This window comes from Streptomyces spinosisporus, assembly GCF_022698145.1.
Classification (GTDB): Bacteria; Actinomycetota; Actinomycetes; order Streptomycetales; family Streptomycetaceae; genus Streptomyces; species Streptomyces spinosisporus.
The window spans coordinates 334589-359655 of the sequence record NZ_JALDAX010000001.1 but is presented as its reverse complement, the minus strand read 5'-3'; the positions used below and the strand labels follow the sequence as shown (position 1 = coordinate 359655).

Below are 25067 nucleotides of genomic sequence, written 5' to 3'. Positions count from 1 at the left end.
TCTCAACGATCAAGGAAGGGTACTCCGGGACCGGTCGGCGATGCAGCCGGATGGACAGGTCGTTTCTCAACTACGCGGCTCTCAGTGGCCGTTCTGGGCCGCCAGGGCGTCGGGAGTGAGCGGATTCATAGCGGTGACGTCGCGCGGGGCGATGGAGAAGCCCTGCCAGTGCACGGGCATGGGCTGCTGGTCCTCGTCGCGGGCGATGTGGTGGAAGCCCACGTTCATCCAGACGATCGGGTGCGTGAGGGTCTGGCCGTTCACCCACTTGTCGACCGATTTGCCCGTCCCGGCCGGGCAGTTGCCGGTGTTGTTGCTGGCGAACTGCTCGCACTTCTTGTAGTCGGTGACGTACAGGTCGTGCTTGGTGAAGCTGCGGCCCGGGTACTTCGTGGTGGTGCCGGGGACGATCTCGTACGAGCGCGCGTGCCCGTCCTTGTTCTTGCCGCTCGCGCTGACCATCCGCCACCAGCGGTAGGTCTTGTAGTCGCCGGCCAGTTCCTTGGTGACCTTGGTGCGGGTGGTCTTCGCGGTCGGCGCCTCCTGGCCGCGGGCCGGTGCGGTGACCTTCGAGTCGTACTGCTCGACCCTGGTCTTCGAGGAGCCGTCGAGGCCGAAGTCGAGGCGCCAGAAGACGTTGTGGCTGTGGCTGGTGGCGGAGGCGGTGGCGCCCTTGCCGATGGGCCAGCCGCGGCCGTCACCGGCGTCGTAGTCCTCGTAGGACAGGCTGCCGGTGGCGCCGACGTTCATGTTGATCGTGCCGTCGTCCTGGAAGCGCCACTCGGTCATGTACTCGTACCAGCCGACCTGGTTGACCGTGTAGACGAGGAGGTCCTTGCCCTGGGCCTGGTACACCTTGTTCGCGCTGTCGCCCTGCATGCGGTAGGCGTGGCCGCGTGAACGGGTCGTGGTGCACAGTCCGTTGACGTTCGGGTGCTCCGGGTCCCAGGAGTCGGGCACCTTGACGGACCTGATGGTGCCGCCGGGGCACTCGCCGGGCGCCAGGTTCATCAGGCCCTGGGCGAAGCCGAAGCCGGTGAGGTCGTCGTACTCGACGCTGCCGTCGTCGTACGGAACGTCGATCTGCGCCAGCCGGGCGCTGTTGAGCACCTTGATCGGCTTGGTCTCGCCCTTGGGCTGGTAGGAGACGTCGTTCAGGACGAGGCCCGCCTTGCTGTCGTAGCGCCAGCACATCGTCCAGGTGGTGCCGCTGGAGAGCTTCTGCTGGATCTGGTAGGCGCTGCTGCAGCCGGCGGCCGGGGCTGCGGCGGTCCTCGGCCCGGCGGAGGCCGGTCCCGCACCCGCCAGGGCGCCGGCGGCGAGCGCGGCCACGGACACACCGACGGCCGTGCGCATGCGTGCACGGCTGACTCTGTTGACGTGCATGAAGAGATGACTCCCTTACAGGAGGAGCAAGTGGGAAAAGTGGACGGAGGTCAGCGGTCGAGCTTCGCGACCTTGCCGGCGCTGAGGTCGACGATGATCGACCTGGCGTCGATCCACGGGCCGTTGACGACCTTCGGGAACAGCCGCACGCACCGGTGCTCGCCGCACCGGTCGAGCACGGCGGGCTGGGCGCCGGGGGTTGCCCGGTAGACGGCGCCGTTGAGCAGCAGCTGGTCCGGCGAGGTGAGCTCCTTGCCGGTGGCGTCCTTGTAGTCGGCCTTCAGACCCGCGCCGAGCGGGTCGGCGATCAGGAGCCTGGCCGCCTCGGCGTTCTCGGCCCGGCTCAGCGGCGGCTGGACGCCGTGCTGCGTGCCGGTCTCCTCGACCTTCCCGGTGTCCAGATTGACCGTCTTGGTGACGAGGCTGTCGTTCTTGTAGTCGTAGAACGTGACGTCGGCACGCCGTGGCGCGTCCGAGCCGTCCGTCCCGTCGTCCTCCGGATCGACGAGGTCGACGGTCAGCCGCTGCGGCCCGCGCTCGCCCTCCACGTTCACCGCCGAGCTGCGCAGCTGCCGGTTGGCGGCGAGCTGCTCGGCCCGCTCGATCTCGTCGTCGGTGAGCGGGTCGCCGCCCCTGCCCCTGTCCCCCTCGGCGGGCGCCTGCCGCACGACGCCCGGCCGGACCGCGCCGTCCTGCTCCGCCGGGGCCGCGGCCCCGGCCGCTCCCCCGCCCTTTCCGGATTCGTCGGCCCCCGCCGTTCCCGGCAGGGTGATCGCGACCATCACGGCGGTCCCTGCCACCGCCACGGCCGCACCCGCCACCACCTTTCCCAAATGGCGGTGCACTATCTTGCGCACATCTTCCCCCTACTCCCCCTTGGTCACGGGAGTACGTGTCTGCCCCACTGGTTCGGCATACCGCGTATGCCTGGTCGAGCGGTAAGAGGGACGTAAGTCATAGGTGGTTCCATCACTTTCGGGGACACTCGACGCGAAGGCGCCCCCGGCGTCGCGGTCCAGCTGAAAGAGTCGATCCATGCAGGTCTGGCCTGGCGAGGCATATCCGCTCGGTGCCACGTACGACGGCGCCGGCACCAATTTCGCGGTCTTCACGGAGGCCGCGGACCGAGTAGAGCTGTGTCTGCTGCACGACGACGGCTCGGAAACGGCGGTGGAACTGCGCGAGAGCGACGCGTTCGTACGGCACGCGTACGTGCCCGGCATCATGCCGGGACAGCGCTACGGCTTCCGGGTGCACGGGCCGTACGCCCCCGAGCACGGGCTGCGCTGCAATTCGGCGAAGCTGCTGCTCGACCCGTACGCGCGCGCGATCAGCGGCTCCATCCGCTGGGGCGAGGAGGTCTACGGCTATCACTTCGACGCACCCGACGAGCGCAACGACCTGGACTCCGCACCGCACACGATGACCTCGGTGGTGGTCAACCCGTACTTCGACTGGGGCGACGACCGGCGGCCACGGCGCGGCTACCACGAGACGGTGATCTACGAGGCCCACGTCAAGGGCCTCACCATGCAGCACCCGGGGCTGCCCGAGGAGCTGCGCGGGACCTACGCGGCCCTCGCGCACCCGGTGCTCATCGAGCATCTGGTGGAGCTCGGCGTGACCACGCTGGAGCTGATGCCGGTGCACCAGTTCGTCAACGACCACCGGCTGGTCGACATGGGCCTGAACAACTACTGGGGCTACAACACGATCGGCTTCTTCGCCCCGCACAACGCCTACGCCTCCTGGGGCGATCGCGGCCAGCAGGTCCTGGAGTTCAAGTCGGCGATCAAGGCCCTGCACGAGGCCGGCATCGAGGTCATCCTCGACGTGGTCTACAACCACACTGCCGAGGGCAACCACCTGGGCCCCACGCTGTCGTTCAAGGGCATCGACAACCCGCAGTACTACCGCCTCACGGACGACCCCAAGTACTACATGGACACCACGGGCACCGGAAACTCCCTGCTCATGCGGTCCCCGCACGTCCTGCAGCTGATCATGGACTCGCTGCGCTACTGGGTCACCGACATGCACGTCGACGGCTTCCGCTTCGACCTCGCGGCCACCCTGGCCCGGCAGTTCCACGAGGTGGACCGGCTGTCGTCGTTCTTCGACCTGGTGCAGCAGGACCCGGTGGTCTCCCAGGTGAAGCTGATCGCCGAGCCGTGGGACGTCGGCGAGGGCGGCTACCAGGTGGGCAACTTCCCGCCGCTGTGGACCGAGTGGAACGGCAAGTACCGCGACACCGTACGGGACCTGTGGCGCGGTGAGCAGCGCGCGCTCGCGGAGTTCGCGTCCCGGCTGACCGGCTCCTCGGACCTCTACCAGGACGACGGCCGCCGCCCGCTCGCCTCGATCAACTTCGTGACCTGTCACGACGGCTTCACCCTGCACGACCTGGTCGCGTACAACGACAAGCACAACGAGGCCAACGGCGAGGACAACCGCGACGGCGAGAGCCACAACCGGTCCTGGAACTGCGGGGCGGAGGGCGAGACCGAGGACTCCGGTGTGCTGGAGCTGCGGGCGCGCCAGATGCGCAACTTCATCGCCACGCTGATGCTCTCCCAGGGCGTGCCGATGATCAGCCACGGCGACGAGTTCGCACGCAGCCAGGGCGGCAACAACAACGCCTACTGCCAGGACAACGAGATCTCCTGGGTCAAGTGGCTCGACCCGGACGCCACGGAGGAGACCCCCGAGAGCGCGCTGCTGGACTTCACGCGCGCGATGGTGTGGCTGCGCAAGGACCACCCGGTCTTCCGCAGGCGCCGCTTCTTCCACGGGCGGCCCGTGGAGGGCACCCACGACGAGCTGTCGGACATCGCCTGGTTCACGCCGGAGGGCAAGGAGATGAACCAGCGGGACTGGGACACGGCGCAGGCCTCCGCGCTGACGGTGTTCCTGAACGGCAACGCGATCTCCGAGCCGGGGGTGCGCGGGGAGCGGATCGGCGACGACTCGTTCCTGCTGATGTTCAACGCCTCGCCCGAGCCACTGGAGTTCGTGGTGCCGGTCAACCACGGGCGGCAGTGGCAGGTCGTGGTGGACACCGCCCGCTCCAAGGGCGTGCTGCCGGACGAGGAACAGAAGGTGCAGGCCGGTGACCGGCTGACCCTGGTGGACCGGAGCCTGACGGTGCTGCGGCGGCCGGTGTAGGGGCCGGCGGTTCCGGGGCCGACGGACGGTGCAGCCCCGGGGCCGTTCAGCGCACCGGTGGGGTGACGATGACACGAAGGGCGGCAGGGCGGGTACGTAGGTCTGCATGACACCTGAGCGACCCGACCCCGTGGTGCCCACGGCCACCTACCGGCTGCAGCTGCAGCCCGACTTCCCGTTCGCGGCCGCCGCGGCCGCCGTGCCGTACCTGGCCTCGCTCGGCGTCTCGCACCTGCACCTGTCGCCCGTCCTGGAGGCCGTGCCCGGCTCCACGCACGGTTACGACGTGGTGGACCCCGCGCGCGTGCGCGAGGAGCTGGGGGGCGAGGAGGGACTGCGCGCGCTGGCACGTACCGCGCGGGAGCACGGTCTCGGCCTGGTGGTCGACATCGTGCCCAACCACATGGCCATGGCGCCGCGGCACAACCACGCCCTGTGGGAGGTGCTGCGCGAGGGCCCCAAGTCGCCGTACGCGCGCTGGTTCGACATCGACTGGGAGGCGCAGGGCGGACGGATGCTGCTGCCGGTGCTCGGGCAGCCGCTGGGCTCGGTGATCGACGAGCTGCGCGTCGACGGCGACGTGCTGCGCTACTACGACCATGCCTTCCCGCTGCGCGAGGGCACCGAGGAGCTGCCGCTGCCGCAGCTCCTGGACGCCCAGTGGTACCGCCTCGCGTGGTGGCGGCTGGCCCGCACCGAGCTCAACTACCGGCGCTTCTTCAGCATTTCGGAGCTCATCGGGGTGCGGGTGGAGGACCCCGAGGTGTTCGAGGCCACGCACGCGACGATCCTGCGGCTGCTGCACGAGGGCGTGGTCGACGGGCTGCGCGTCGACCATCCCGACGGGCTCGCCGACCCTGGCACCTATCTGCAGCGGCTGCACGAGGCGACCGGGGGCCGCTGGACGGTCGTGGAGAAGATCCTCGCGGACGGGGAGGGGCTGCCGGTCTCCTGGCCCGTGGCGGGCACCACCGGCTACGACGCCCTGCGGCACATCGACGGTCTGTTCACCGACCCGGCGGGGTTCGGCGAACTCCTCGGCCAGTACCGGCGGTTCGCGAACCCGCAGCCGGACCGGGGCGGCGACTGGGCGGCCACGGTGCGCCGGGCCGCGTACAAGGTGATCACCCACGAGCTGGCCACCGAGGTGCGCCGGCTGACCCGGGTGGCGGACCGGCTGTGCGCCGCCTCGCCGGACCCCGCGCTGCGCGACCGCGCCCCCTGGGCGCTGCGCACGGCGCTGCAGGAGCTGCTGGTCCGCCTGGAGGTCTACCGGCCGTACGGCCCCGGGGACGCGGCATCCGTGGTCACCGAGGCGGCCGCCGCCGAGGCCCGGCGCGCCTTCGTCGTCCCGGAGGAGGCCGGCGCCGTCGACGTCGTGCGCGATCTCGTCCTGGGGCGCGCGGGCGAGGGGGCCGACCTGGCGGAGTTCCAGGCGCGGTTCGCACAGACCGCGTCGGCGCTGCGCGCCAAGTCCGTGGAGGACACGGCGTTCTACCGCTATGTGCCGCTGCTCTCGGCGAACGAGGTGGGCGGCGACCCCGGCGGCCCGGCGGTGTCCCCGGAGGACTTCCACGGCTACTGCGCGCGCGTGCAGCGCGACTGGCCGGCGACGGGCACGGTCGCCTCGACGCACGACACCAAGCGCAGCGCCGACGTACGGGCGGCGCTGGCCGTCCTCACCGAGTGCCCGCAGCGCTGGGCGGACGTGCCGGCGCAGGCCACGCGCGCGGGCGACGGTGTACCGGACCCGCAGCTCGCCTGGGCGGCCTGGCAGACGGTGTTCGGGCTCGGGACGGCGGACGAGGAGCGCGTCGGGCAGGCCCTGTTGAAGCATGTGCGCGAGGCGGGGCTGCACACGAGCTGGACGGAGCAGGAGCCCGCGTACGAGGAGGCCGTGGCGGCGTTCGTCGCCGCGGGGCCGTGCGGGGCGCCGGGCGAGCAGGTGATCGCACTGCGCCGGGCGCTGGAGCCGCACGTGCGGGCCAATGTGCTGGGCACCGCCCTGGTGCAGCTGACCATGCCGGGCGTGCCGGACGTCTACCAGGGCACCGAGGGCGAGTACCTGGCGCTGGTCGACCCGGACAACCGGCGCCCCGTGCACTTCCCGCCCGACCGCCCCGGCGACAAGGACGCGCTGACCGCGGCGGCCCTGCGACTGCGCGCACGACAGCCCGGCGCCTTCGGGGAGGCGGCGACATACGCACCCCTGACCGCCGAGGGCCCTGCGGCCGCCCACTGCGTGGCCTTCGCACGATCCGCACAGGTCGTGACCGCCGTGACCCGGCTGTCACTACGACTGACCGAGGCGGGCGGCTGGCGCGACACCCAGCTCCCACTGCCCCCGGGCCGCTGGTCCGATGTGCTGTCCCCGGGGCGGGAGTTCACCGGGCACGCACGCGTGGCGGAGCTTTTCGGACCACTGCCGGTGGCGCTGCTGGAGCAGGTGAACGCGGGGTAGGGCCACGACAGGGCTCAGCGGAGCAGGGCCACGACAGGGCTCAGACCGGGAGGGCGGCAGGCGCCCCCGGTCTCGGCCACGCCTCCCTCAAGAGGTCAACGAAAGCCTGGGCGGCGCCGGTGGGTGGTACGCGGGTGAAGACGGTCATGGGGCGGCGCCAGGGCGGGGTGTGGGAGAGGACCGCGCAGTCCTCGCCGACCGCTCCGCGCACGATGTGCGAGGGCGCGACGCAGACGCCGACTCCGGCGGCGGCCATCCGTACGGCCGTCGAGGTGTGCTCGGTCCACACGGCGGTGCGTGGTGCGAAGCCGGCCCGGGTGCAGACGAAGTCGAGGAAGCGCTCGCCGTGGACCACCGGTTCCATGGCGCAGCGGATCCAGGAGCGGTCGGCCAGTTCGGGCAGGGTCACCGTGCTGCGGGCCGCGAAGCGGTCGTCGAAGGGGACCACGAGGACGGCCTCCTCCTCGCCGACCGGCACGACGGTGCCGGGCCAGTCGGCCGGTGCGGGACCGATGGCCAGGTCCGCGGTCCCGCGCTCGACCTCCTCCTCCAGTGCCTGCGAGGTGGCGTACTCGTGCAGGTGCAGCAGGACATGGGGGTGGGCGGCCTGCCAGCGGGCGAACACGTCGGGCAGCACGCCGACGGCGACGGAGTGGACGGCGGCGAGGTGCAGTTCGCCGCCCTCGGCCCCGGCCGCGGCACGGGCCGCGCGGCGGGCCTGGTCGGCGCTGCGGACGGCACGTTCGGCGTGCGGGCGGAAGGCGCGGCCCATCGGCGTCAGGCGCACCCCGCGCGGCAGCCGCTCCAGGAGCTCACCGCCGACCGACCGCTCCAGGGCCTTGATCTGGTGCGAGAGCGCCGGCTGCGAGACGTGCAGGGCGTCGGCCGCGCGCGTGAAGGACGCCTCGTCGACGACCGCCAGGAAGTACTCCATCTGCCGCAGACTCATGCCGCTCCCCTCGTCCGCGTGGCCCGCACCCCTGGTGTGCGCCGCGCTCCATAAACGTCCTGCATGGGTTCGACAAGAACATTGCCTTGGACTCATGGCAAGGGGCGGACGGAAGCTGGGGCCATGGACACAGTGGATGTCATCGTCATCGGCGGCGGCACCGGCGGTTACAGCACCGCCCTGCGCGCCGCCGCCCTCGGTCTCGACGTCGTGCTCGCCGAGCGGGACAAGGTCGGCGGGACCTGTCTGCACCGCGGCTGCATCCCCAGCAAGGCGATGCTGCACGCCGCCGAGCTCGTCGACGGCATCGCCGAGGCGCGCGAGCGCTGGGGCGTGAAGGCGAGCCTGGACGCCGTCGACTGGCCGGCGCTGGTCGCCACGCGCGACGACATCGTGACGCGCAACCACCGGGGCGTGGAGGCGCATCTCGCACACGCGCGCGTGCGGGTGGTGCACGGCAGCGCACGGCTGACCGGCCCCCGCACGGTGCGGGTGGAGAGCACCGACGGCGGTGGCGAAAGCGCCGGCGGTGACGTCACGCCGGGCTCGCGGGACTTCACCGCACGCCGTGGGATCGTCCTGGCCACCGGCTCACGGCCGCGCACGCTCCCGGGGCTCGAACCGGACGGCCGGCGCGTGGTGACGAGCGACGACGCCCTGTTCGCGCCCGGTCTGCCGGGCTCCGTCCTGGTGCTCGGCGGTGGCGCGATCGGCGTGGAGTACGCCTCCTTCCACCGCTCCATGGGCGCGGAGGTCACCCTCGTGGAGGCCGCCGACCGGATCGTGCCGCTGGAGGACACGGACGTCAGCCGCCATCTGACGCGCGGCCTGAAGAAGCGCGGCATCGACGTCCAGGCGGGCGCCCGGCTGGTCGACGCCGACGTACTGGAGTCGGGTGTACGCGCACGCGTGCGCACCGCCCGCGGCGAGATGCGCACCGTCGAGGCGGACCGGCTCCTGGTGGCGGTCGGCCGGGCCCCGGTCACCGACGGCCTGGACCTGGCGGCCGCGGGCCTGGCTACGGACGCGCGCGGCTTCGTCGAACCGGCCGACTGGGCACGCCTGGAGACGGCGGTCCCCGGTGTCCATGTCGTCGGCGACCTGCTGCCGCCGCCGTCCCTCGGCCTGGCCCACGCGTCCTTCGCGGAGGGGCTGCTGGTGGCGGAGACGCTGGCGGGCGTGCCCTCCGTACCGGTCGACTACGCGGCGGTGCCCCGGGTGACGTACTCCTCGCCGCAGACCGCTGCCGTGGGCCTCGGCGAGGCGGAGGCACGCGCGCGTGGGCACGAAGTGGAGGTGAACACCATGCCGCTGACGGCGGTCGCGAAGGGCATGGTGCACGGCCGCGGCGGCATGGTGAAGGTCGTCGCCGAGGCGGGCGGCGGTCAGGTGCTCGGGGTGCATCTGGTGGGCCCGCACGTCTCCGAGATGATCGCGGAGAGCCAGCTGATCGTCGGCTGGGACGCGTACGCCTCGGACGTGGCCCGGCACGTCCATCCGCACCCCACGCTCTCCGAGGCGGTGGGCGAGACCTTCCTGACCCTGGCGGGACGCGGGCTGCACCAGCAGTGACTGCCGCCGCTCGCGTCGGCGGGCAGTGCCTCCGCTCGCGCCGGGCGGAAGCCGAACCCAGTGCGGCCGGCGGCCAATGCACCCGGGCGCCCCCAGGAGCCTCCCCCAAGGCGTTATTGACACTTCGGGGCGAGCATGGGGTACTGCGGATGCGAAGCCGGGCGGACGTGTCGGGGGTGAGTCTCCTGCCGCAGCTGCGCTACCCCACCGTGACGCAACTCGTTGCGTGCGCACAGTCGTTGGCCGGTGCGAGACCTGGTCTGTGCACCTTGAGACAGGTCGGCGTCTCCCGCGCCGGCAGACCCCTGCATCTGCTGTCCGTGGGCCACGCCCGGCGGGCCGTGCTCGTCGTCGCGGGCGCCCACGCCAATGAGCCCACCGGCGCCTGCACGGTCCTCTCACTCGCCGAACGGGTGCTGGCCGAGCGGGAGTTGCGCGCGGAGACGTCCTGGCACTTCCTGCTGTGCGCGGACCCCGACGGCGCGAGCCTGCATGTCACTCCCGCGCCGCGCAGCCTCTACGAGTATCACCTCGGGTTCTTCCGCCCGGCCGCCGAGGAGCAGCCGGAGTGGTCGCCGTCGGTGCTGCCGGCGCACCGGCTGCCGCCCGAGACGCGCGCGCTCATCGCGGTCATCGACGAGCTGCGGCCCTACCTCCAGGTGACCCTGCACGGCACCGATCTCGGCGGCAGCTGGGTGCAGTTGACCGAGGACATCCCCGGTCTCGCCGAGCCGTTCGCCAAGTCGGCGGCGCAGCTGCACATCCCGGTGGAGACGGGCGCCTCGGACGCCGCGGGCTGGTCCGCCTCCGGGCCCGGAGTGCATGTGATGCCCTCCCTGGGCGCGGGCGCCGCGTACCCGAGCATGCCCGACGACGCGCACAACAGCACCTGGTACGCCACGCACCGGCACGGCGGGCTGACGGCGGTGGTCGAGGTGCCGATGTGGGCGAGCGACCTGGTGGACGATCCGGCCCCGCATCCCGCCCCGGCCGCGGCGCTGGGGCGGCTGGCACGCCGGCTGCAGTGCGACGCGCTGGAGGTGGAGCGGGTGCTCGCCGACGCGCTGCCGCGGCTCGACGGCGTCGAGGGGCCGCTGCTGCGGGCCGCCCAGTGGGTGCTGGATCTGGTGCCGGGCCTGGCCGCGGACTGGATCCACACGCCGCCCGCCGACGACACGATGGCGTACGTCAGCAGTGTGGACGCGTTCGGCCGCCGCCTGCCGCTGCGGGCGGCGGCCATGCTGCTGCGGGTCCTGCGGGACACGGGCGACCGTGCGGCACCGGGTCTGGAGCGGCTCGTGGCGACGTGGAGCGACGCCTTCGCCGAGCGCTTCCGGGCGCGCTGGGTGCCGCTGGAGCACCAGGTCGAGCACCAGTCCCGCACGGTCGTCACGGCGGCGCGGTACGCCCGCGACCGGGCCGCCTGAGGGTCCGGGCTCAGCCGTCCAGTGCGAAGACCGAGCCGGTGCGCGCGGTCATGAAGCAGGCACTGGAGAACGTCTCGGTGTAGTCGACCTTGCGGCCGCTCCACTCCCCGCGCGCGTGGACGGTGACGGGCGCGTAGACCATCGGGCAGAAGGCGTCCTTCACCGGGAGGCGGGAGATGTCGCCGCCGACCGCGGCGAGTTCGTCGCATGCCTCGGCGGCGCGTGTGTGTCCCTCGGGCGGGTCGCACATCAGCAGGGTTCCGTGCTGGTGGCCGGCGCGGGCGTCGCCCTTGGCGACGGTGAGGTAGAGCCAGTTGTTCGGCGGGAAGTCGTGCGCGACCGCCTGCGCCGGAGCCGCGCCCGCGGCGAGGAGGGCGGCCGTGAGCAGACCGCCGCGCAGTGCTTTCGCTCTGGTGCTGATCGTCATTCCAGATGCATCGGCACGGCCGTCTGGGAACCCCAGCCTGACTCACCCGAACGAGAGCACGCCGGCGCGTACCGTCCGGCGAGTTCGAACGCGGCGAGCACCACGCGCGACTGGTACTCCACCTGGCGCGCGATGGGGATCCAGCGCGCCCCGAGGCCGTCGCGGTAGTCGGCGCACCATTCCTCGATGAAGCGGTTCAGGTCCGGCAGCACACCGGCCGGGTCGCGGCCGGCGGCCGTCACGAGCTGGTGCAGCAGCCCGGCCGTGCGCAGCGCCAGCCGTCGTGCGGCGATCCGCAGGGCGGCCAGGTGGGCGCTGCTGAGGGGCGGCAGCGGACGCGCGCCGTCCGCGACGTCGGGGTCCCATGCGTCGGCCAGTCCGGGGCAGACCAGTAAATAGTCGTCCACCGGGGCGAGCAGGTGGGCCGCGTCCGGGGTTCCCGCGAGGTGCGGCCGCAGCCGTGCGAGCAGCGCCTCCAGGAGCCGTGTGTCGCGGCGCAGCGTGTGGCTGACCGTGCGCAGGACGGCTGCCGCGTCGGCGGGCGATGAGCCGTCCTCCACGGCCGCCACGCCCCACATGGGCGCCTCGACGACCGCTGTCACGGTGCCGTGGCGGTGGGGGTGGAACCAGGTCGACTCGACGGCCGCCTCCGTGATGGCCGCGGCCAGGTCGCCGATCCGGGGCGGCGGGATGCGGTAGACGGCGGGGCCCAGGCTCGGCCAGTACAGCGTGTCGTACGGGCCGAGTTCGCGTGGGATGCCGAGGCGGGTCGCGGTGTGCGCGACCCGCCCCGCGAGGCCCGGCAGGTCGTGGGTGAGTTCGACGAAGCCGCCGCCGACGTCGACGCCGTGCAGCGAGCACTGCAGGAAGGGCCGTAGTTCGTCCTGGAGTTCCAGCAGGGTGCGGGTCTCGGGCAGGGCGGCGCCGGCCGCGCCGTCGGGGAGCCACTCGGGCTGTTCGAGGAAGCCGGGCCGGAAGAAGTTCCGGAAGTACCGGCCGAGGGTGTACGGGCCCTGCAGCCAGCCCTCGTTGCGGCGCAGTCCGTCGGGGTCGAGGGAGAGCAGCAGGTTCCAGGTGGCGTCGGAGCCCTCGGTGAACCGCGGGTCGGCGAGCGCGCGTTCGGCCAGCCGCAGGGCGGTGCCGCCGCCGACGGGTTCATTGGCGTGCGGTCCGGCGACGACGAGGGCCTGCCGGCTGCCGTGACCGATGGAAAGCAGCCACATCGGATGGCCCGCGCGGGAGGTGCCGACGCGGCGCAGACGAGCGTCCGCGGGACGGCGGGCGACCATTGCTGCCGCCCGCGCGCCGAGCTCGTCGACGGTCGGATAGCGGAGGAGGGGCGGCAGGGCACACCTCCACAATGTGGTGCCGTCGGTTCACCTGATGTGCATGGCCTACGCACAGTCAGTCACGACTTGGGGGGTACGTCAACACCATGGAGGGGAAACCGATTTGGGCCATCGCAGCACGTCAACGCGGTGTCATGCTCAGGCCAAAGCTAAGGCGCGGCTCAGTCGACGGCGAGCCGGAACGCCATCCGCCCGAAGCCGACCTGGTCGCCCTCGCGCACGACCGCGGCGCCGATGACCCGCCGCCCGTTCACCGTCGTGCCGTTGGTCGAGCCGAGGTCGCGCAGGACCCACATGCCGCCCTGGCGGGTCAGTTCGGCGTGGCTGCGGGACACGGTTTCATGTGTGAGGCGCAGGCCGTTGGCCGGATCGCGTCCGATGCGCAGCGGGTATCCGCTGCCGGGGTGCGGCAGCAGCAGCTTGGGCAGGCGCTCGGCCTGCCAGGCCCTGCGCAGCCGTACGGTGAAGCCGGAGACCGCCTCCACGGTGCCGAACACCATGCGCGCGAGGCGGCTCTCCTGGGGGAGGTCGGCGGTGAGCACGGCGAGCTCGTCCGGGCGGCGGGCGGCGAGCGCCAGCTCCATGCGGTGGATGAAGGTGTCGTGCGACAGCCGTCCCATGGCGACGCCGTCGCGCAAAACCTTCAGCGCCTTGTCGCGCTCCGCGTCGGACAGCCGCGCGGGGTACGTGTTGAACTCGAAGGACGACGTCACGTTCGTGATTGTCGGTCAGCGAACTCCGGGTGTCCAGAAAACGAGAAAAGGCCCGCCCCGCGCGCGTGCCACGGCGACACCGGCCGCAAAACGGGGATTCAACGGCGCATTGATCTCTTTTGGAGCACCATGGACGGGCTACATCACGGTGAGCAGACGAAGGGGAACCGTCCGTGCAGTTCGAGGTGTGGGCACCACAGGCCGGCCGTGTGACGCTCCGGTGCGACGGCGCCACGCGCGCGTTGGAGCGCGATCCGCAGCGGGAGGGGTGGTGGCGGGGGGACGCCGAGGCGCAGGACGGCTCGCGGTACGGGTTCGCGCTGGACGACGGTCCCGTGCTGCCCGATCCCCGCTCGCGCCGGCAGCCGGACGGTCCCGACGGGCTGAGCGCGGTCGTCGACCACCGGCGGTACGCGTGGCGCACCGAGTGGGCCGGGCGCCCGCTGCCCGGCGCGGTGCTCTACGAGCTCCATGTGGGCACGTACACCCGCGAGGGCACCCTGGACGCGGCCGCCGAGCGGCTCGGGCATCTCGTCGAACTGGGCGTCACCCACGTCGAGTTGATGCCGCTGTGCCCCTTCCCGGGACAGCACGGCTGGGGCTACGAGGGGGTATCGCTGTGGGCGGTGCACGAGCCGTACGGCGGTCCCGAGGCGCTGAAACGGTTCGTCGACCGGGCGCACGAGCTGGGTCTGGGCGTGGTCCTGGACGTCGTGCACAACCACCTCGGCCCCTCGGGCAATTACCTCCCCGCGTTCGGCCCGTACTTCACCGACACCCATCACACGCCCTGGGGCTCCGCCGTCAATCTGGACGCCCCGGGCTCGGACGAGGTGCGCGCCTATCTGCTCGGCAGCGCACTGGCCTGGCTGCGCGACTACCGCGTCGACGGGCTGCGCCTGGACGCCGTGCACGCCCTGGCGGACACGCGCGCGTACACCTTCCTCGAAGAGCTGTCGACGGCCGTGGACGCGCTCGGGGCGGACCTGGGCAGGCCGCTGTTCCTGATCGCCGAGTCGGACCTGAACGACCCCCGGCTGATCACCGCCCGCGAGCAGGGCGGGCTCGGTCTGCACGCGCAGTGGAACGACGACTTCCACCACGCCCTGCACACCGCCCTGACCGGCGAGTCCCAGGGCTACTACGGCGACTTCGCGCGCGCTCCCTTCGCCGCGCTCGCGCGCACGCTCACCGGCGGCTACTTCCACGACGGCACCTACTCGACGTTCCGCGGCCGCCGGCACGGACGCCCCCTCGACCGCACGCGCGTGGGCGCGCACCGGCTCCTCGGCTACAGCCAGACGCACGACCAGGTGGGCAACCGGGCGCTGGGCGACCGGCTTTCGGCGACGCTCTCCCCCGGTCTGCTGGCCTGCGCGGCCACGCTGACGCTGACGGCGCCCTTCACGCCGATGCTGTTCATGGGCGAGGAGTGGGCGGCCGGTACGCCCTGGCAGTTCTTCACCGACCACACCGATCCGGAACTGGCCGAGGCCGTACGGCGGGGCAGGCGACGGGAGTTCGCGGCCCATGGCTGGGCGGAGGAGGACGTACCGGATCCGCAGGACCCGGCGACCCGCGACCGCTCCTGCCTCGACTGGACGGAGCCCGCCGACGAGCCCCACGCGCGCGTGCTGGACTGGTACCGCCGCCTCATCGCACTCCGGCACGCCCAGCCCGACCTGACCGACCCCGACCTCGCCGACACCAAGGTGGCCTACGACGAACAGCAACGCTGGCTCGCCTTCCGCCGCGGGGACGTCCGAGTCGCCGTCAACCTCTCCAAGGAACCGGCCGCCATCCCCCTGGGCCCACGCCACGCCCGCGTACTCGCCGCCTGGGAACCGGTCGAGCCCCCGGGCACGGACGGGGTGCTGCAGGTGCCCGGGGAGTCGTGCGTGGTGTTGCTGCAGGGGTGAGGGGGCCGGCCAGAGGGTGCGCAGGCAGGGGCGCGCAGGGTTGAACGGTCGCGTGGGCATCGCCGTACGGGAGGTGGTTGCGTGCGGCCGGGTGTTCAGATGTCTGCGTCGCCGTCTCTCAGGTCCGTCACTCGTTCCAGGAGGATCGGCTCCCAGGCTCGGCGCAGGTGGAGTCTGAGTGGGGGCAGGGTGTCGGGGTTGTGGGTCTGGAGGGCTTCGGCGAGGCGGGTGGTGGTGTCGCAGCGGGCCAGCCAGAGGCCGCGCAGGCAGGGGCGGGCGCCGTAGCCGGCGAGGGTGGCGGCGCGGACGGCCGCCGGTGAGCCGACGGCCTGGGCAAGACCCGCGATGTCCTCGGCGGGGTCGCCCACGGCCACGTCGGTCCAGTCGAGGACGCCGCGCACCCGGCCGTCGGCGCTGACCACCAGGTGCTCGCCCCTGAGGTCATGATGGACGAGGACCGCGGTACCGGGCTGGGCGGCGAGCTGGACGGCCGCCGCCCCGGTGAGCTGGTGCAGCCGGGCGGGGTCGAACTCGTCGGCCGCGCCCAGGCGTTCGGCGGCACGCTCGGCGGCCCGGCGCAGCGCCTCCAGGGAGCGCGGGGCGACGCGCGGGACGCCGAGCGCCTCGGCCTGCCGGGCGGGCACCTCGCGCAGCCCGCCGAGCAGCCCCGCGAGGTCGGCCTCGCCGACGGCGGACACGTCGTGCTCCTCGCCCGTCCCCCCCGGCACCTTCGTGTCGAGCGTGTACGTCAGCCCGGGCGCCCACTCGCCGTGCGCCACGCTGGTCGGCACGGCCACCGGCAGATACGGGCGCAGGACGTCGCGCAGACGCAGCTCGCGACGCTGCCGCACGGCTGCCTCGCGGTCCGGGGCCAGGCGCAGCACATGGCGGCTGCCGACCCACCAGGTGGAGTGCCCGGCGCCCTCGGCGACGGGCCGCACCTCCGGTCCCGCGGCGCCTCCCCCGCCGTCCTTGAGCAGGGAACTGACCAGCCTGCGGACGGTGTCCGCGGTGGGTGTCGGTGCCTGGGTCATGGTCCGCGCCGTTGTCGCTCGGGGGTGTGGTGGGGCTCCTGGTGGTCGCTCAGTCCACTATGACCATCTCGCGGGTCGTGTCGTTCAGCCGGCGTCCCCCGTCCTCGGTGACGGTGACGATGTCCTCGATGCGCACACCGAAGCGGCCGGGCAGATAGACGCCGGGTTCCACCGAGAAGCACATGCCGGGCACGAGGGGCTGCTGCTCGCCCTCGATCATGTACGGCGGCTCGTGCGTCGTGACGCCGATGCCGTGGCCGGTGCGGTGGATGAAGTACTCGCCGTACCCGGCGTCGGCGATCACCGCGCGTGCGGCCCGGTCCACCTCCTGGCAGGCGGCACCCGGCCGTACCGCCTTGAAGCCCGCCTCCTGGGCCTCGCGCACCAGGTCGTGCACCCGGCGCTCCTCCTCGGTGGGTTCGCCGACGTGGACGGTGCGGGAGGTGTCGGAGCCGTAGCCGTCCTTCAGGCCGCCGAAGTCGAGGACGACCATGTCGCCGAACTCGATGACGCGGTCGCCGACCTCGTGGTGCGGGTTGGCGCCGTTCGGCCCGGACGCGACGATGGTGAAGTCGACCTGGGAGTGGCCGAACTGCCGCAGCAGGTCGGCGAGATCGGCGCCGACCTCGGACTCCCTGCGGCCGGCGAAGGGCACCTTGCGGATCTCCTCGAACGCCCGGTCCGCGGCCGCGCCGGCGGCCGCCATCAGCTCCAGTTCCGCCGCGTCCTTGACGGCGCGCAGCATCGGCAGGACCTCGGTCAGGGAGTCGTAGGAGGTGCCGGGCAGCGCCCGCTGCAGTCCGAGCAGATGCATCGCCCAGGCGTTGTCGCTGATGCCGAAGCGGCCGGCGCCGGACAGCAGCGCGGCGGTCGCGGCGTAGGGGTCCTTGCCGTCGGTCCAGTCGCGCAGGTTCAGAGCGGGCGCTCCGGGGGCCTTCGCGGCGTCGGGTGCCTCCAGCGTGGGGACGACCAGGACGGGGGCGCGGCCCTGCGCGAGGACCAGCAGGGTGAGGCGTTCGGTGACCGCGGTGGGCGCGTAGCCGGTCAGCCACACGAGGTCGGGTCCCGGCGCCACCAGGAGCCCGTCGAGCCCGGCGTCGGCGGCGCTCCGCGCGGCGCGGTCCATACGGGACCGGTAGTCGTCGGCGGTGAAGGGCAGGCGCGTGCTGCCGGTCATCCGAGCCTCCAGAGGCAGATGAGGGGACCACAAGGGACTACGGGCAGCATCCTGCCCGCACAGCGGGGGCCGCGCGACCGGTCTGCGGGTCTTTCGCACCCTGCGCCGGGCAGGTCGCCGGCCGCGCCGGGCAGGTCGTCGGCCGCGCCGGGCATGTCGGGGGCCGCGCCGCGCATCCGTCAGCTCTCCAGGGCGAGGCGCACGCCGAGGAGCAGCAGCACGCCGCCGGAGACCTGCTCCAGGCGCCGGCGCACCCCGGCGCGGGACAGGGCGGCCCGCATCCGGCCCACGAACCACACGTACAGGCTGTAGTAGCCGACCTCGTAGACCGCCCACAGCGCGGACAGTCCGACCATCGTCGCGAGATGCGGGGCGCCCGCTGGCACGAATTGCGGCAGGAAGGACATGGCGAAGATCGCCGCCTTGGGGTTGGCGAGGTTCATCAGCAGCCCGCCGCGGTAGGCCGCCCAGCCGCTCTTCTGCGTGGTCTCCCAGGGCGTGTCCCCGGGCGTGCCCTTGGCCCGGCGTGCCTGCCGCAGTGCCTGGATGCCGAAGCCGACCAGGACGACCGCGCCGGCGATCCGCATCACGTCGTAGGCCACCTCGGAGGCCGCGAGCAGCGCGGTCAGGCCGAGCGCGGCCACGACGCCCCAGATGAAGACGCCGGTCTCGTTGCCGAGGACGGTGAGGAAGCCGGAGCGTCTGCCGCGCAGCGACTGCTTGATGATCAGCACGGTGCTGGGGCCGGGCGAGGCCGCGATGAGCGTGCAGGCGCCGAGGAAGGCGAGGAGGGTGCTCCACATGAGGGCCATCGTGGCTTCTGGCGCCCGGCCCGGCCACCGTTTTTCCCGGGCGCCCACGACGCTCCTCGCGCGCCCGGCGGAGGTGCCGCCGCGCGTTTCCCGCGGGGCCTCACATGACGAATCCCGGGACCACCGCCAACTGCTGGTAGCCGCCGCTGCGGTGACGGACCGTCAGGGTGACGCCGGTGCCGGGGCGGGCGTGTGCGACGGCGCGGGCGAGGTCGGCGGCCGTGTCGATGCGGATCCTGCCGAAGGTGAGCAGTACGTCACCGCGGACCAGGCCCGCCGAGTAGCCGGGGCCGGGGACGTGGACGGCGACGATCAGGGCTCCCGCCTTCTCCGCGTCGACCGCCTCCAGGCCGAGGGTCGCGGCGGCGGGTGCGGGGGACCCGGGCGGGGTCGCGGTCGCGGTGGAGGCGGCGGAGCGGGACACCGCGGGCGGCGACTGGGGGGCTCGCCGCTGCAGGTCGGCGAGCTTGCTCATCCCGATCACGGTGGCGCCGACGGTGCCGATGCCCACCCCGGACAGCACCAGGACCGACCCGACGAGCAGGCCGAACAGCACGGCCCGCAGCCGCCGCGCCCGCCTGCGCGCGGCGTGCGGACGCCGGACGGGAACGCCGGATCGGGTGCCGCGACCAGGGTCCTGGCCGGGCATCGGCTTGGGTCGCAACGCAGTCTGTTCCATCGATCGCCTCCGGCTGGAGCACTACCCGGCGCTCCGGCGCACGACGAGCCACGAACGAGTGAGACTGACCGGCGGCCGGCCGCGACAGGCGGGGCGGCGCGCCTGGTCACCCCCGTGCGCCCAGCGCCTTCGCGAGCGCGGCCGCCGCCCCGCCGGGTGAGCCCGCGCACACCAGTTCCGTCCGGTGGACGACGCGGGGGTGGGTGAGAGGGACGGCGACCGCGCCGGGTACGTCCTTCGCCGCCGAGCGGGGCAGCAGGGTCAGGCCGTGGCCCGCGGCGGCGAGCGCGGTGAGGGTGCGGACGTCGGTGCCGTCGTAGCGCAGGGCGGGGCGGAAACCGCGGCCGCCGCTCGCGGCACGCAGGTGGGCGATCGGCAGACCGGCGTCGGGGGCGTCCAGCCAGCGGGCGTCGGCGAGGTCGGCCAGGCGCAGGCCCCGGCGGCGGGCCAGGGGATGCCCGGTGGGCAGCAGGACGCACACGGGTTCCTCGCCCACGCCGCGCGTGGTCAGGGGCGCCACGTCGGGCAGCCGCAGCGGGTCGCTGGGGGCGGCAAGTCCGTCGACCAGGCCGATGCCGGCCGTGCCGGTGGCGACGGCGGCGGGGACCTCGTCGCGGGGCAGCACACGCAGGGTCACACCGGCGGCCGGGAGCGCCGCGACGGCGTCCGCGGTGAGTGCGGTGGGGGCGGCGGCGAGCGTGAGGCCGTGCTCGGGCGCCGCCGCGATCCGTACGACGTCGGCGCGCGCCGCGTCCAGGCGCAGCAGCAGCGGCCCTGCGTGTTCGAGGAGCCGCTCGCCGGCGGCGGTCGGCGCCACGGGGCGGCGGGTCAGCAGGGGCGTGCCGAGGTCCTGTTCCAGCGCGGCGATGTGCTGGGACACCGCCGACTGGGTGTACCCCAGCTCGCGGGCGGCCTCGGAGAAGGAGGCGACGCGGGCGACGGTGACGTAGGTGCGCAGGAGGTGCGGGTCCATGCGCACCAGAGTCTCATCAGCCTTGCTTATCGGCGGTGCAGAAATCATCGTTGGACGCGATCGAGGGGTGGCGCCCAGGATGGCGGGCATGACGAACTCCGCAGCAGGGACCGTCCGCAGCGCCCGTGTCGCCCGTGTCGCCCTGGTCGGCGACCGCTCGCCGGGGGTCGTGTCCCACACCCGTATCCCGCTTCTGCTCGACGCGCTCGCCGAGCGCGACCGGCTCGTCCTGGACGCCTACTGGATCCCCTCCGAGGACGCCGTGGCCGAGGACGCCGTGCATGGCTTCGACGCCGTGTGGGTGGTGCCCGGCAGTCCCTACCGCAGTGAGGCCGGAGTGCTCGCCGCGATCCGGACCGCGCGCACGCAGGGCATCCCCTTCCTCGGGACGTGCGCCGGTTTCCAGCACGCGCTGCTGGAGTACGCCCGGAACGTGTGCGGCCTGACGCGGGCGGCGCACGCCGAGAGCGACCCCGGCGCCGAGGACCCGCTCATCGAACCGCTGTCCTGCTCCCTCGTGGGCCACGAGGGAACCGTCCTGGTCGAACCCGGCTCGCTGGCCCAGTCGGTGCTCGGCTCGGAGCGCACGGTCGAGCGGTACTTCTGCGCCTACGGCCCCTCACGCCGTCTCGACCCCCTGCGCGCGCACGGATTGCGCTTCTCCGGGCACGACGAGGACGGTCATGTCCGGATCGCCGAACTCCCCGGCCATCCCTTCTTCCTGGCCTCGCTCTTCCAGCCCGAGCTGGCCGGCGACGGCTCGCGCCCGCACCCGATGGTCCGGGCGCTGGCACGAGCCGCGGTGGCGCATGCGGCGCGCCGCGAGGGTCAGCCCGTGTGACCCGCGCCGTGGCCGTCATGGCCGCCGTGCGCCCCGCCGTGGTCGAACTTCATCGCCTCCTCCGGCATGACGACGAAGGGCCGCATCATGCCCATGTCCTCGTGTTCGAGGAGGTGGCAGTGGTACATGAACCGGCCGTACGCGCCGTCGAACCTCCCCATGACGCGCAGGATCTGGTTCCCGGGCACGCGGAAGACGTCCTTGTGGCCGAGTTCGTTCGGTGCCAGGGGGATCGTGGTCGCCGGGTCGTACGCGATCGGCGCGCGGGTGCCGCCGACCGCGGGGTCGAAGCCCGAGACGTCGTAGGCGTCCCGGCCCAGCAGCTGGAAGTCGGCCAGGTGAATGTGCATCGGGTGGACGATCGGCGCGAGGTTGAGGAAGCTCCACTGCTCGTAGGAGCCCTCGGCGACGGTGAAGCCCAGGGCGTCGTTGAACGTCCGGGAGATGCGGCGGTACGTCTTCGTCGTGCCGTCCGCGCCCTTGAGCTGGATGATGCCGTCGGTGGGGACCCGGATGTCGCCGGGGTCGGTGACCTCGGTCATCTCCCAGATCTCCGGGTGTCCGCCGCCGCCCTTGGTGGCGGGCGGGGTGAGGACGACCAGACGGTGGCCGTGCTCGATGTCGTGGGTGAGCCGGCGGAAGGAGCCGGAGAGCACCTCGGGCAGCTCGAAGGGGTCCGCCTCGCCGCTCGCGCCCACCCGGAACTCCATGACGGCCGGATACCGCACGTCGTTCACCGGGTCGGGCACGCCCGGGGCCTGTCCTGGCCCCTTGTTGACCAGACGCAGCTTCTTCCCGGCCAGCCCCCGGAAGTCGACCAGCAGGTCGAAGCGCTCGGCCGGGGCCGCGGTCAGCGTCGGCAGCGCCTCGTCGAAGTCGACCGGGACCGGGCGCGGCAGCAGTCCGCCGTCGCTGCCGATCTGGTGGACGATGCCCGGGACCGGGTTGTCGTCCTCGTCGACGAGGACCAGCTCGTAGATGCGCGCGTTCGACGCGTTCACGAGCCGGAAGCGGTACCAGGCGTCGTCCACCTCGGCGTAGGGCCAGATGCGGCCGTTGACCGTGGTGTACGGGCCGGTGAACGGGATCGAGACGGGCTTGCCCGTCTCCGGGTTCTGCTGCTGGACGATCACCGTCTTGTGCAGCAGCCGGCCGTTGAGCCGGCCGTCCTCGTCGGTGTCGAGGTTGCGGTCCGCGAGGAGCAGCGGGATCTCCCGGTGGCCGGAGGGGAGCCCGAGGGCGTCCTCCTCGTCGTCGCGGATCAGATAGGTGCCGTACAGGCCCGCCTGGACGTTCCACCGGGTGATGTTCATGGCGTGGTCGTGGTACCACCACTGGACCGCCCGGTGGTCGTTCGGGTACTCGGAGAGCTGGGCGTCGCCGACTCCGACCGCGTTGTCCGCCCAGCCGTCGTTGCCGCCGCCCGTCTGCGCTCCGTGCAGATGCGTGACCGTCCAGGCGGGCAGGGCCGCTACGTCCTTGTTCGGTTCGACGCCCTCGCGGCCGGGCTCCGTCGAAGCCGGCGGGGTGCCGGGCGCGCGCAGGGGCACCTCCACCGAAGTGACCGGGTACTCGCTGTCCTTGGGGATGCGGTTGGTCCAGGCGATGCGGACGCGCTGTCCGCGGCGCACCTCCAGGGTCGGGCCCGGCACCTGCCCGTCGTAGCCCCACATCAGGGTCGGCGGGAGCTGCGGGTGCAGCCGGATCCAGGCCGGGCGCAGGGCGATCTCGGTCTCGTGCAGCACGTCGTCCGAGGCCGGGCGCAGGACCGGCGGGACGGGCAACCGGGCGGCATACGGCGTCAGTTCGTCAGGAGCCGGTGCGTCCTCCTGCGTTCCCGCCTGCGTGATCCTCTCGATGATGTCGGTCAAGTCGAACACCCCCGTGTGTTCTGTTGTTCGTTCCCTTCACTTGGGCAGACTCCTGGCACTGCGCCGAAGTTCCGTGAATGCCCCCTTCCGCCCGAAAGGGTGAAGGATTCAAGCCACTACCGGACGGGCACGGCGGGGACGGGCACGGTGGCGGGCCGCCGGTCCGGGAGGAAGCCGTGGGCGCGGCGGGCCAGGAAGTCGGGCTTGTATCGGTCCACCGACCGGTGCCAGTGCAGGATGCCGGCCAGCCAGTGCTGCAGGTCCCGCACATAGCCGTCCAAGGCCGCGCACTCCTGCCCGGAGAGGCCGAAATCCCTTTTCAACACGGGCAGTTCGTGTGCGATGACATGCTGGAACTGCCCCATGCGCTGGGTCATCAGGTCGTGGACGACACCGAGCGCGGTCGGGTACTCGACGCCGAAGAAGTTCTGCACGACGAGGATCGCGTTGTGGATCTCGCCCTCGTACTGGATCTCCTTCTGGTACGAGAAGACGTCGTTGACGAGGCAGGCGTAGTCGATGGCCGCGTTCTCCAGTGAGCGGACCGGGCCGCTGCAGTAGACCTCGGGTGCGATGGCTGGACCGTAACCCATGCGGCACATGCTCAGGGTGAGGTCGGAGCCGAAGGTGGCGCGGCGCATCTCCAGATAGTCGACCGGGTCGGGGATGCGGTGCTGCAGTTGGTTCGACAGCTCCCACACCCAGCTCTCGGTCATCGCGTTCACCGCGTCCTTGAGCGTGCGCCGTTCGTCCGGGGCCATCTCCGCCGTCGTACGCGCCCACAGGTCGGCGAGGCCGCGCTCCATGCCGTTCACCGGGGCGCAGGCCGCCTCGCCGTCGAGGGGCATGCAGTCGGCGAGGCGCCGGGTGGTCAGGCGCGCCGCGGCCAGGTCGCGGCGGTTGCCGTACACGAGCGGGTAGTAGTCGTCGGCGTACGTCCCCCAGGCGAGCCACCGGGAGCTGAGGTCCAGGGCCTCGGGCGTCGCGTCCGGGTCGATGCCCGCGGAGCACAACGGGAGGTCGTAGGCGGCGAGTTTGTCCTCGTCCCAGACGCCCTCCTGCAGCATCCCCATTTCGTGCATCCAGGCGGTGAGCCGGGGCCGGGCCGCGTCCAGATGCGGGCTCACCTCGACCTGGTACGGCATCGGGAAGTCGGGCAGCAGGGACGGCCCGACCTGTTGGTACGGCACGTGCGTGTACGCGCGCAGGCGCTCGGCGCCGGCCGCCGCGAGCAGGGCGCTGACGTCGGCGGACGAGCCGGGGACGGACGGGCCGTGCCACGGATTCGCCGCCCGCGCGCGGGCGTTCATGTAGCGGCTGGAGCGCAGATGCCACTCGTGACCGCCGGACTGCCAGTCCTGCAGTCCCCGGGTGTACTGCGCGACGGCCGCCACCTCGGGCGGGGTGAGACCCCTCTCCAGGGCCAGAGCGGGCACTTCGGTCAGGGCGGTGTGCTCGAACTGGTGCAGGCGCGAGGTGAGGATGTCGTTGACGGTGTCGGCGGCCTCCTGGGTGGTGCAGCCGAAGAAGGTCTCCAGGACGAGCACGCCGTTGCTGTTCTCGCCCTCGTCCTCGACCTCGCGCTGGTAGGAGAAGAGGTCGTTGCGCAGATGGACGGCGTCGGCGAACGTCTCCATCAGCACCCTCAGCGGCCGCGTACCGGCGACCGCGGCGGGGACCTCGGCCGTCGCGTACTCCACGAGCCCCGCCGACCAGGGGGCGCCGCCCACCTTGCGGCGCATCTCGATGTACTCGACGGGGTTGGCGATCCGCCCCTCGTTGATGTTGGACAGCTCCCACAGGGACTCGTTGAGCAGGTGCTCGGTGGCCACGGCGAAACGGCGGCGCCAGTTCGCGGACATGGCGGGCACGGTGCGCCTCCACAGGTCGGCGAGACCCGCCTCCACCGGGTTGCGCGGCTCGGGCATCGGGGTTTCGAGGTCCATCGGCATGAACAGCGGGAGCCGGTCCAGATGGGCCTTGCCGCCGGCGCGGTCCTGGGTGCGCTTGAAGATCTCCAGGAAGTGGTCGTCGAAGAAGAAGACCCACACGTACCAGTCGGTGATCAGGGAAAGGGCCGGGCCGTCGCACTCGGGATGGGTGTACGCACAGAGCAGTCCGTAGTCATGGGCCTCCAGGTCGGACTGCTCCCAGACCCCCGACCCCTCCAGCATGCCCATCGCGCGCGCCCACTCGGTCGAATGGGTCCGGGCCTGTTCGACATGAGGGTTCAGCCGCGCGGGATACGGCATGTAGAAGTGCGGGAGCTCGAACGGCTGTTGCGTCATGGCCGGGCCCTACCCGGGGGTTCG

General features: G+C 72.5%; 19 protein-coding genes. 6 read left to right on the top strand and 13 right to left on the bottom strand.

Annotated elements, in window-relative coordinates; genetic code table 11:
* Nucleotides 1-81 precede the first annotated feature (81 nt).
* Together MQN93_RS01515 and MQN93_RS01510 are read right to left on the bottom strand one after the other, a co-directional pair.
* Complete coding sequence (locus tag MQN93_RS01515) at nucleotides 82-1386, bottom strand: copper amine oxidase (protein WP_242707953.1); 1305 nt, start codon at nucleotides 1384-1386, stop codon at nucleotides 82-84.
* Between the two features lie 50 nt (nucleotides 1387-1436).
* Complete coding sequence (locus MQN93_RS01510) at nucleotides 1437-2243, bottom strand: Tat pathway signal sequence domain protein (RefSeq protein ID WP_242707952.1); 807 nt, start codon at nucleotides 2241-2243, stop codon at nucleotides 1437-1439.
* 178 nt (nucleotides 2244-2421) lie between these two features.
* On the opposite strand from MQN93_RS01510, the gene glgX reads away from it, so the two are divergent.
* Both glgX and treY read left to right on the top strand, forming a co-directional pair.
* On the top strand, nucleotides 2422-4551 hold the full coding sequence (gene glgX / locus MQN93_RS01505; RefSeq protein WP_242707951.1) for a glycogen debranching protein GlgX: 2130 nt from the start codon (nucleotides 2422-2424) through the stop codon (nucleotides 4549-4551).
* 106 nt (nucleotides 4552-4657) lie between these two features.
* Nucleotides 4658-7012: a malto-oligosyltrehalose synthase gene (gene treY, locus MQN93_RS01500; RefSeq protein WP_242707950.1), complete on the top strand. Its 2355-nt coding sequence runs from the start codon at nucleotides 4658-4660 to the stop codon at nucleotides 7010-7012.
* 40 nt (nucleotides 7013-7052) lie between these two features.
* Here the strand turns inward: treY and MQN93_RS01495 are convergent, their stop codons facing one another.
* Complete coding sequence (locus MQN93_RS01495) at nucleotides 7053-7961, bottom strand: LysR family transcriptional regulator (protein ID WP_242707949.1); 909 nt, start codon at nucleotides 7959-7961, stop codon at nucleotides 7053-7055.
* 123 nt (nucleotides 7962-8084) lie between these two features.
* On the opposite strand from MQN93_RS01495, the gene lpdA reads away from it, so the two are divergent.
* Entirely contained in the window at nucleotides 8085-9533 is a 1449-nt protein-coding gene (gene lpdA, locus MQN93_RS01490) for a dihydrolipoyl dehydrogenase (RefSeq protein WP_242707948.1), read from the top strand.
* Between the two features lie 176 nt (nucleotides 9534-9709).
* The gene (locus MQN93_RS01485; protein ID WP_242708499.1) at nucleotides 9710-10960 is read left to right on the top strand and encodes a M14 family zinc carboxypeptidase; all 1251 of its coding nucleotides are present in this window, start codon (nucleotides 9710-9712) and stop codon (nucleotides 10958-10960) included.
* 10 nt (nucleotides 10961-10970) lie between these two features.
* On the opposite strand, the gene MQN93_RS01480 is transcribed toward MQN93_RS01485, so the two are convergent.
* The 3 genes from MQN93_RS01480 to MQN93_RS01470 form a co-directional block, all read right to left on the bottom strand.
* Nucleotides 10971-11387 carry an SSI family serine proteinase inhibitor gene (locus MQN93_RS01480; protein WP_016431953.1) on the bottom strand — a complete coding sequence of 139 codons (417 nt, stop codon included), beginning with the start codon at nucleotides 11385-11387 and terminating at the stop codon, nucleotides 10971-10973.
* Entirely contained in the window at nucleotides 11384-12676 is a 1293-nt protein-coding gene (locus tag MQN93_RS01475) for a M14 family zinc carboxypeptidase (RefSeq protein WP_372504244.1), read from the bottom strand. Before MQN93_RS01475 ends, MQN93_RS01480 begins: the two co-directional genes overlap by 4 nt.
* Nucleotides 12677-12897: 221 nt before the next feature.
* Nucleotides 12898-13449 (bottom strand): FHA domain-containing protein, encoded by a 552-nt coding sequence (locus MQN93_RS01470; protein ID WP_242707946.1) that lies wholly within the window; start codon nucleotides 13447-13449, stop codon nucleotides 12898-12900.
* A 173-nt stretch (nucleotides 13450-13622) separates the two neighbouring features.
* Here MQN93_RS01470 and treZ point away from each other — a divergent pair, with 173 nt between their 5' ends.
* Nucleotides 13623-15368, top strand: a complete 1746-nt coding sequence (gene treZ, locus MQN93_RS01465; RefSeq protein WP_242707945.1) for a malto-oligosyltrehalose trehalohydrolase — start codon at nucleotides 13623-13625, stop codon at nucleotides 15366-15368.
* Between the two features lie 95 nt (nucleotides 15369-15463).
* Here the strand turns inward: treZ and MQN93_RS01460 are convergent, their stop codons facing one another.
* The 5 genes from MQN93_RS01460 to MQN93_RS01440 form a co-directional block, all read right to left on the bottom strand.
* Complete coding sequence (locus MQN93_RS01460) at nucleotides 15464-16402, bottom strand: aminoglycoside phosphotransferase family protein (protein ID WP_242707944.1); 939 nt, start codon at nucleotides 16400-16402, stop codon at nucleotides 15464-15466.
* A 49-nt stretch (nucleotides 16403-16451) separates the two neighbouring features.
* On the bottom strand, nucleotides 16452-17579 hold the full coding sequence (locus tag MQN93_RS01455) for an aminopeptidase P family protein (protein WP_242707943.1): 1128 nt from the start codon (nucleotides 17577-17579) through the stop codon (nucleotides 16452-16454).
* 179 nt (nucleotides 17580-17758) lie between these two features.
* Nucleotides 17759-18382, bottom strand: a complete 624-nt coding sequence (locus MQN93_RS01450; RefSeq protein WP_242707942.1) for a LysE family translocator — start codon at nucleotides 18380-18382, stop codon at nucleotides 17759-17761.
* Between the two features lie 109 nt (nucleotides 18383-18491).
* On the bottom strand, nucleotides 18492-19070 hold the full coding sequence (locus MQN93_RS01445; protein WP_242707941.1) for a PDZ domain-containing protein: 579 nt from the start codon (nucleotides 19068-19070) through the stop codon (nucleotides 18492-18494).
* Between the two features lie 106 nt (nucleotides 19071-19176).
* Complete coding sequence (locus MQN93_RS01440) at nucleotides 19177-20043, bottom strand: LysR family transcriptional regulator (protein ID WP_242707940.1); 867 nt, start codon at nucleotides 20041-20043, stop codon at nucleotides 19177-19179.
* Between the two features lie 88 nt (nucleotides 20044-20131).
* Between MQN93_RS01440 and MQN93_RS01435 the strand changes: the two genes are divergently transcribed.
* Entirely contained in the window at nucleotides 20132-20884 is a 753-nt protein-coding gene (locus MQN93_RS01435) for a CTP synthase C-terminal region-related (seleno)protein (RefSeq protein WP_242707939.1), read from the top strand.
* Here MQN93_RS01435 and phsA read toward each other — a convergent pair.
* Nucleotides 20872-22755, bottom strand: a complete 1884-nt coding sequence (gene phsA, locus MQN93_RS01430; RefSeq protein WP_242707938.1) for an O-aminophenol oxidase PhsA — start codon at nucleotides 22753-22755, stop codon at nucleotides 20872-20874. The two genes, MQN93_RS01435 and phsA, sit on opposite strands and share 13 nt — an antisense overlap.
* Before the next feature lie 116 nt (nucleotides 22756-22871).
* Nucleotides 22872-25043 (bottom strand): germacradienol/geosmin synthase Cyc2, encoded by a 2172-nt coding sequence (gene cyc2, locus MQN93_RS01425; RefSeq protein WP_242707937.1) that lies wholly within the window; start codon nucleotides 25041-25043, stop codon nucleotides 22872-22874.
* Between the last annotated feature and the right edge of the window lie 24 nt (nucleotides 25044-25067).

What these genes read in the sequence shown, in the direction of transcription:
- MQN93_RS01495 (WP_242707949.1), bottom strand. Translation starts at nt 7,961, where the DNA reads ATGAGTCTGCGGCAGATGGAGTACTTCCTGGCGGTCGTCGACGAGGCG.
- treY (WP_242707950.1), top strand. Translation starts at nt 4,658, where the DNA reads ATGACACCTGAGCGACCCGACCCCGTGGTGCCCACGGCCACCTACCGG.
- MQN93_RS01440 (WP_242707940.1), bottom strand. Translation starts at nt 20,043, where the DNA reads ATGGACCCGCACCTCCTGCGCACCTACGTCACCGTCGCCCGCGTCGCC.
- MQN93_RS01460 (WP_242707944.1), bottom strand. Translation starts at nt 16,402, where the DNA reads ATGACCCAGGCACCGACACCCACCGCGGACACCGTCCGCAGGCTGGTC.
- MQN93_RS01515 (WP_242707953.1), bottom strand. Translation starts at nt 1,386, where the DNA reads ATGCACGTCAACAGAGTCAGCCGTGCACGCATGCGCACGGCCGTCGGT.
- MQN93_RS01480 (WP_016431953.1), bottom strand. Translation starts at nt 11,387, where the DNA reads ATGACGATCAGCACCAGAGCGAAAGCACTGCGCGGCGGTCTGCTCACG.
- MQN93_RS01435 (WP_242707939.1), top strand. Translation starts at nt 20,132, where the DNA reads ATGACGAACTCCGCAGCAGGGACCGTCCGCAGCGCCCGTGTCGCCCGT.
- MQN93_RS01475 (WP_372504244.1), bottom strand. Translation starts at nt 12,676, where the DNA reads ATGGTCGCCCGCCGTCCCGCGGACGCTCGTCTGCGCCGCGTCGGCACC.
- MQN93_RS01450 (WP_242707942.1), bottom strand. Translation starts at nt 18,382, where the DNA reads ATGTGGAGCACCCTCCTCGCCTTCCTCGGCGCCTGCACGCTCATCGCG.
- cyc2 (WP_242707937.1), bottom strand. Translation starts at nt 25,043, where the DNA reads ATGACGCAACAGCCGTTCGAGCTCCCGCACTTCTACATGCCGTATCCC.
- glgX (WP_242707951.1), top strand. Translation starts at nt 2,422, where the DNA reads ATGCAGGTCTGGCCTGGCGAGGCATATCCGCTCGGTGCCACGTACGAC.
- MQN93_RS01455 (WP_242707943.1), bottom strand. Translation starts at nt 17,579, where the DNA reads ATGACCGGCAGCACGCGCCTGCCCTTCACCGCCGACGACTACCGGTCC.
- lpdA (WP_242707948.1), top strand. Translation starts at nt 8,085, where the DNA reads ATGGACACAGTGGATGTCATCGTCATCGGCGGCGGCACCGGCGGTTAC.
- MQN93_RS01445 (WP_242707941.1), bottom strand. Translation starts at nt 19,070, where the DNA reads ATGGAACAGACTGCGTTGCGACCCAAGCCGATGCCCGGCCAGGACCCT.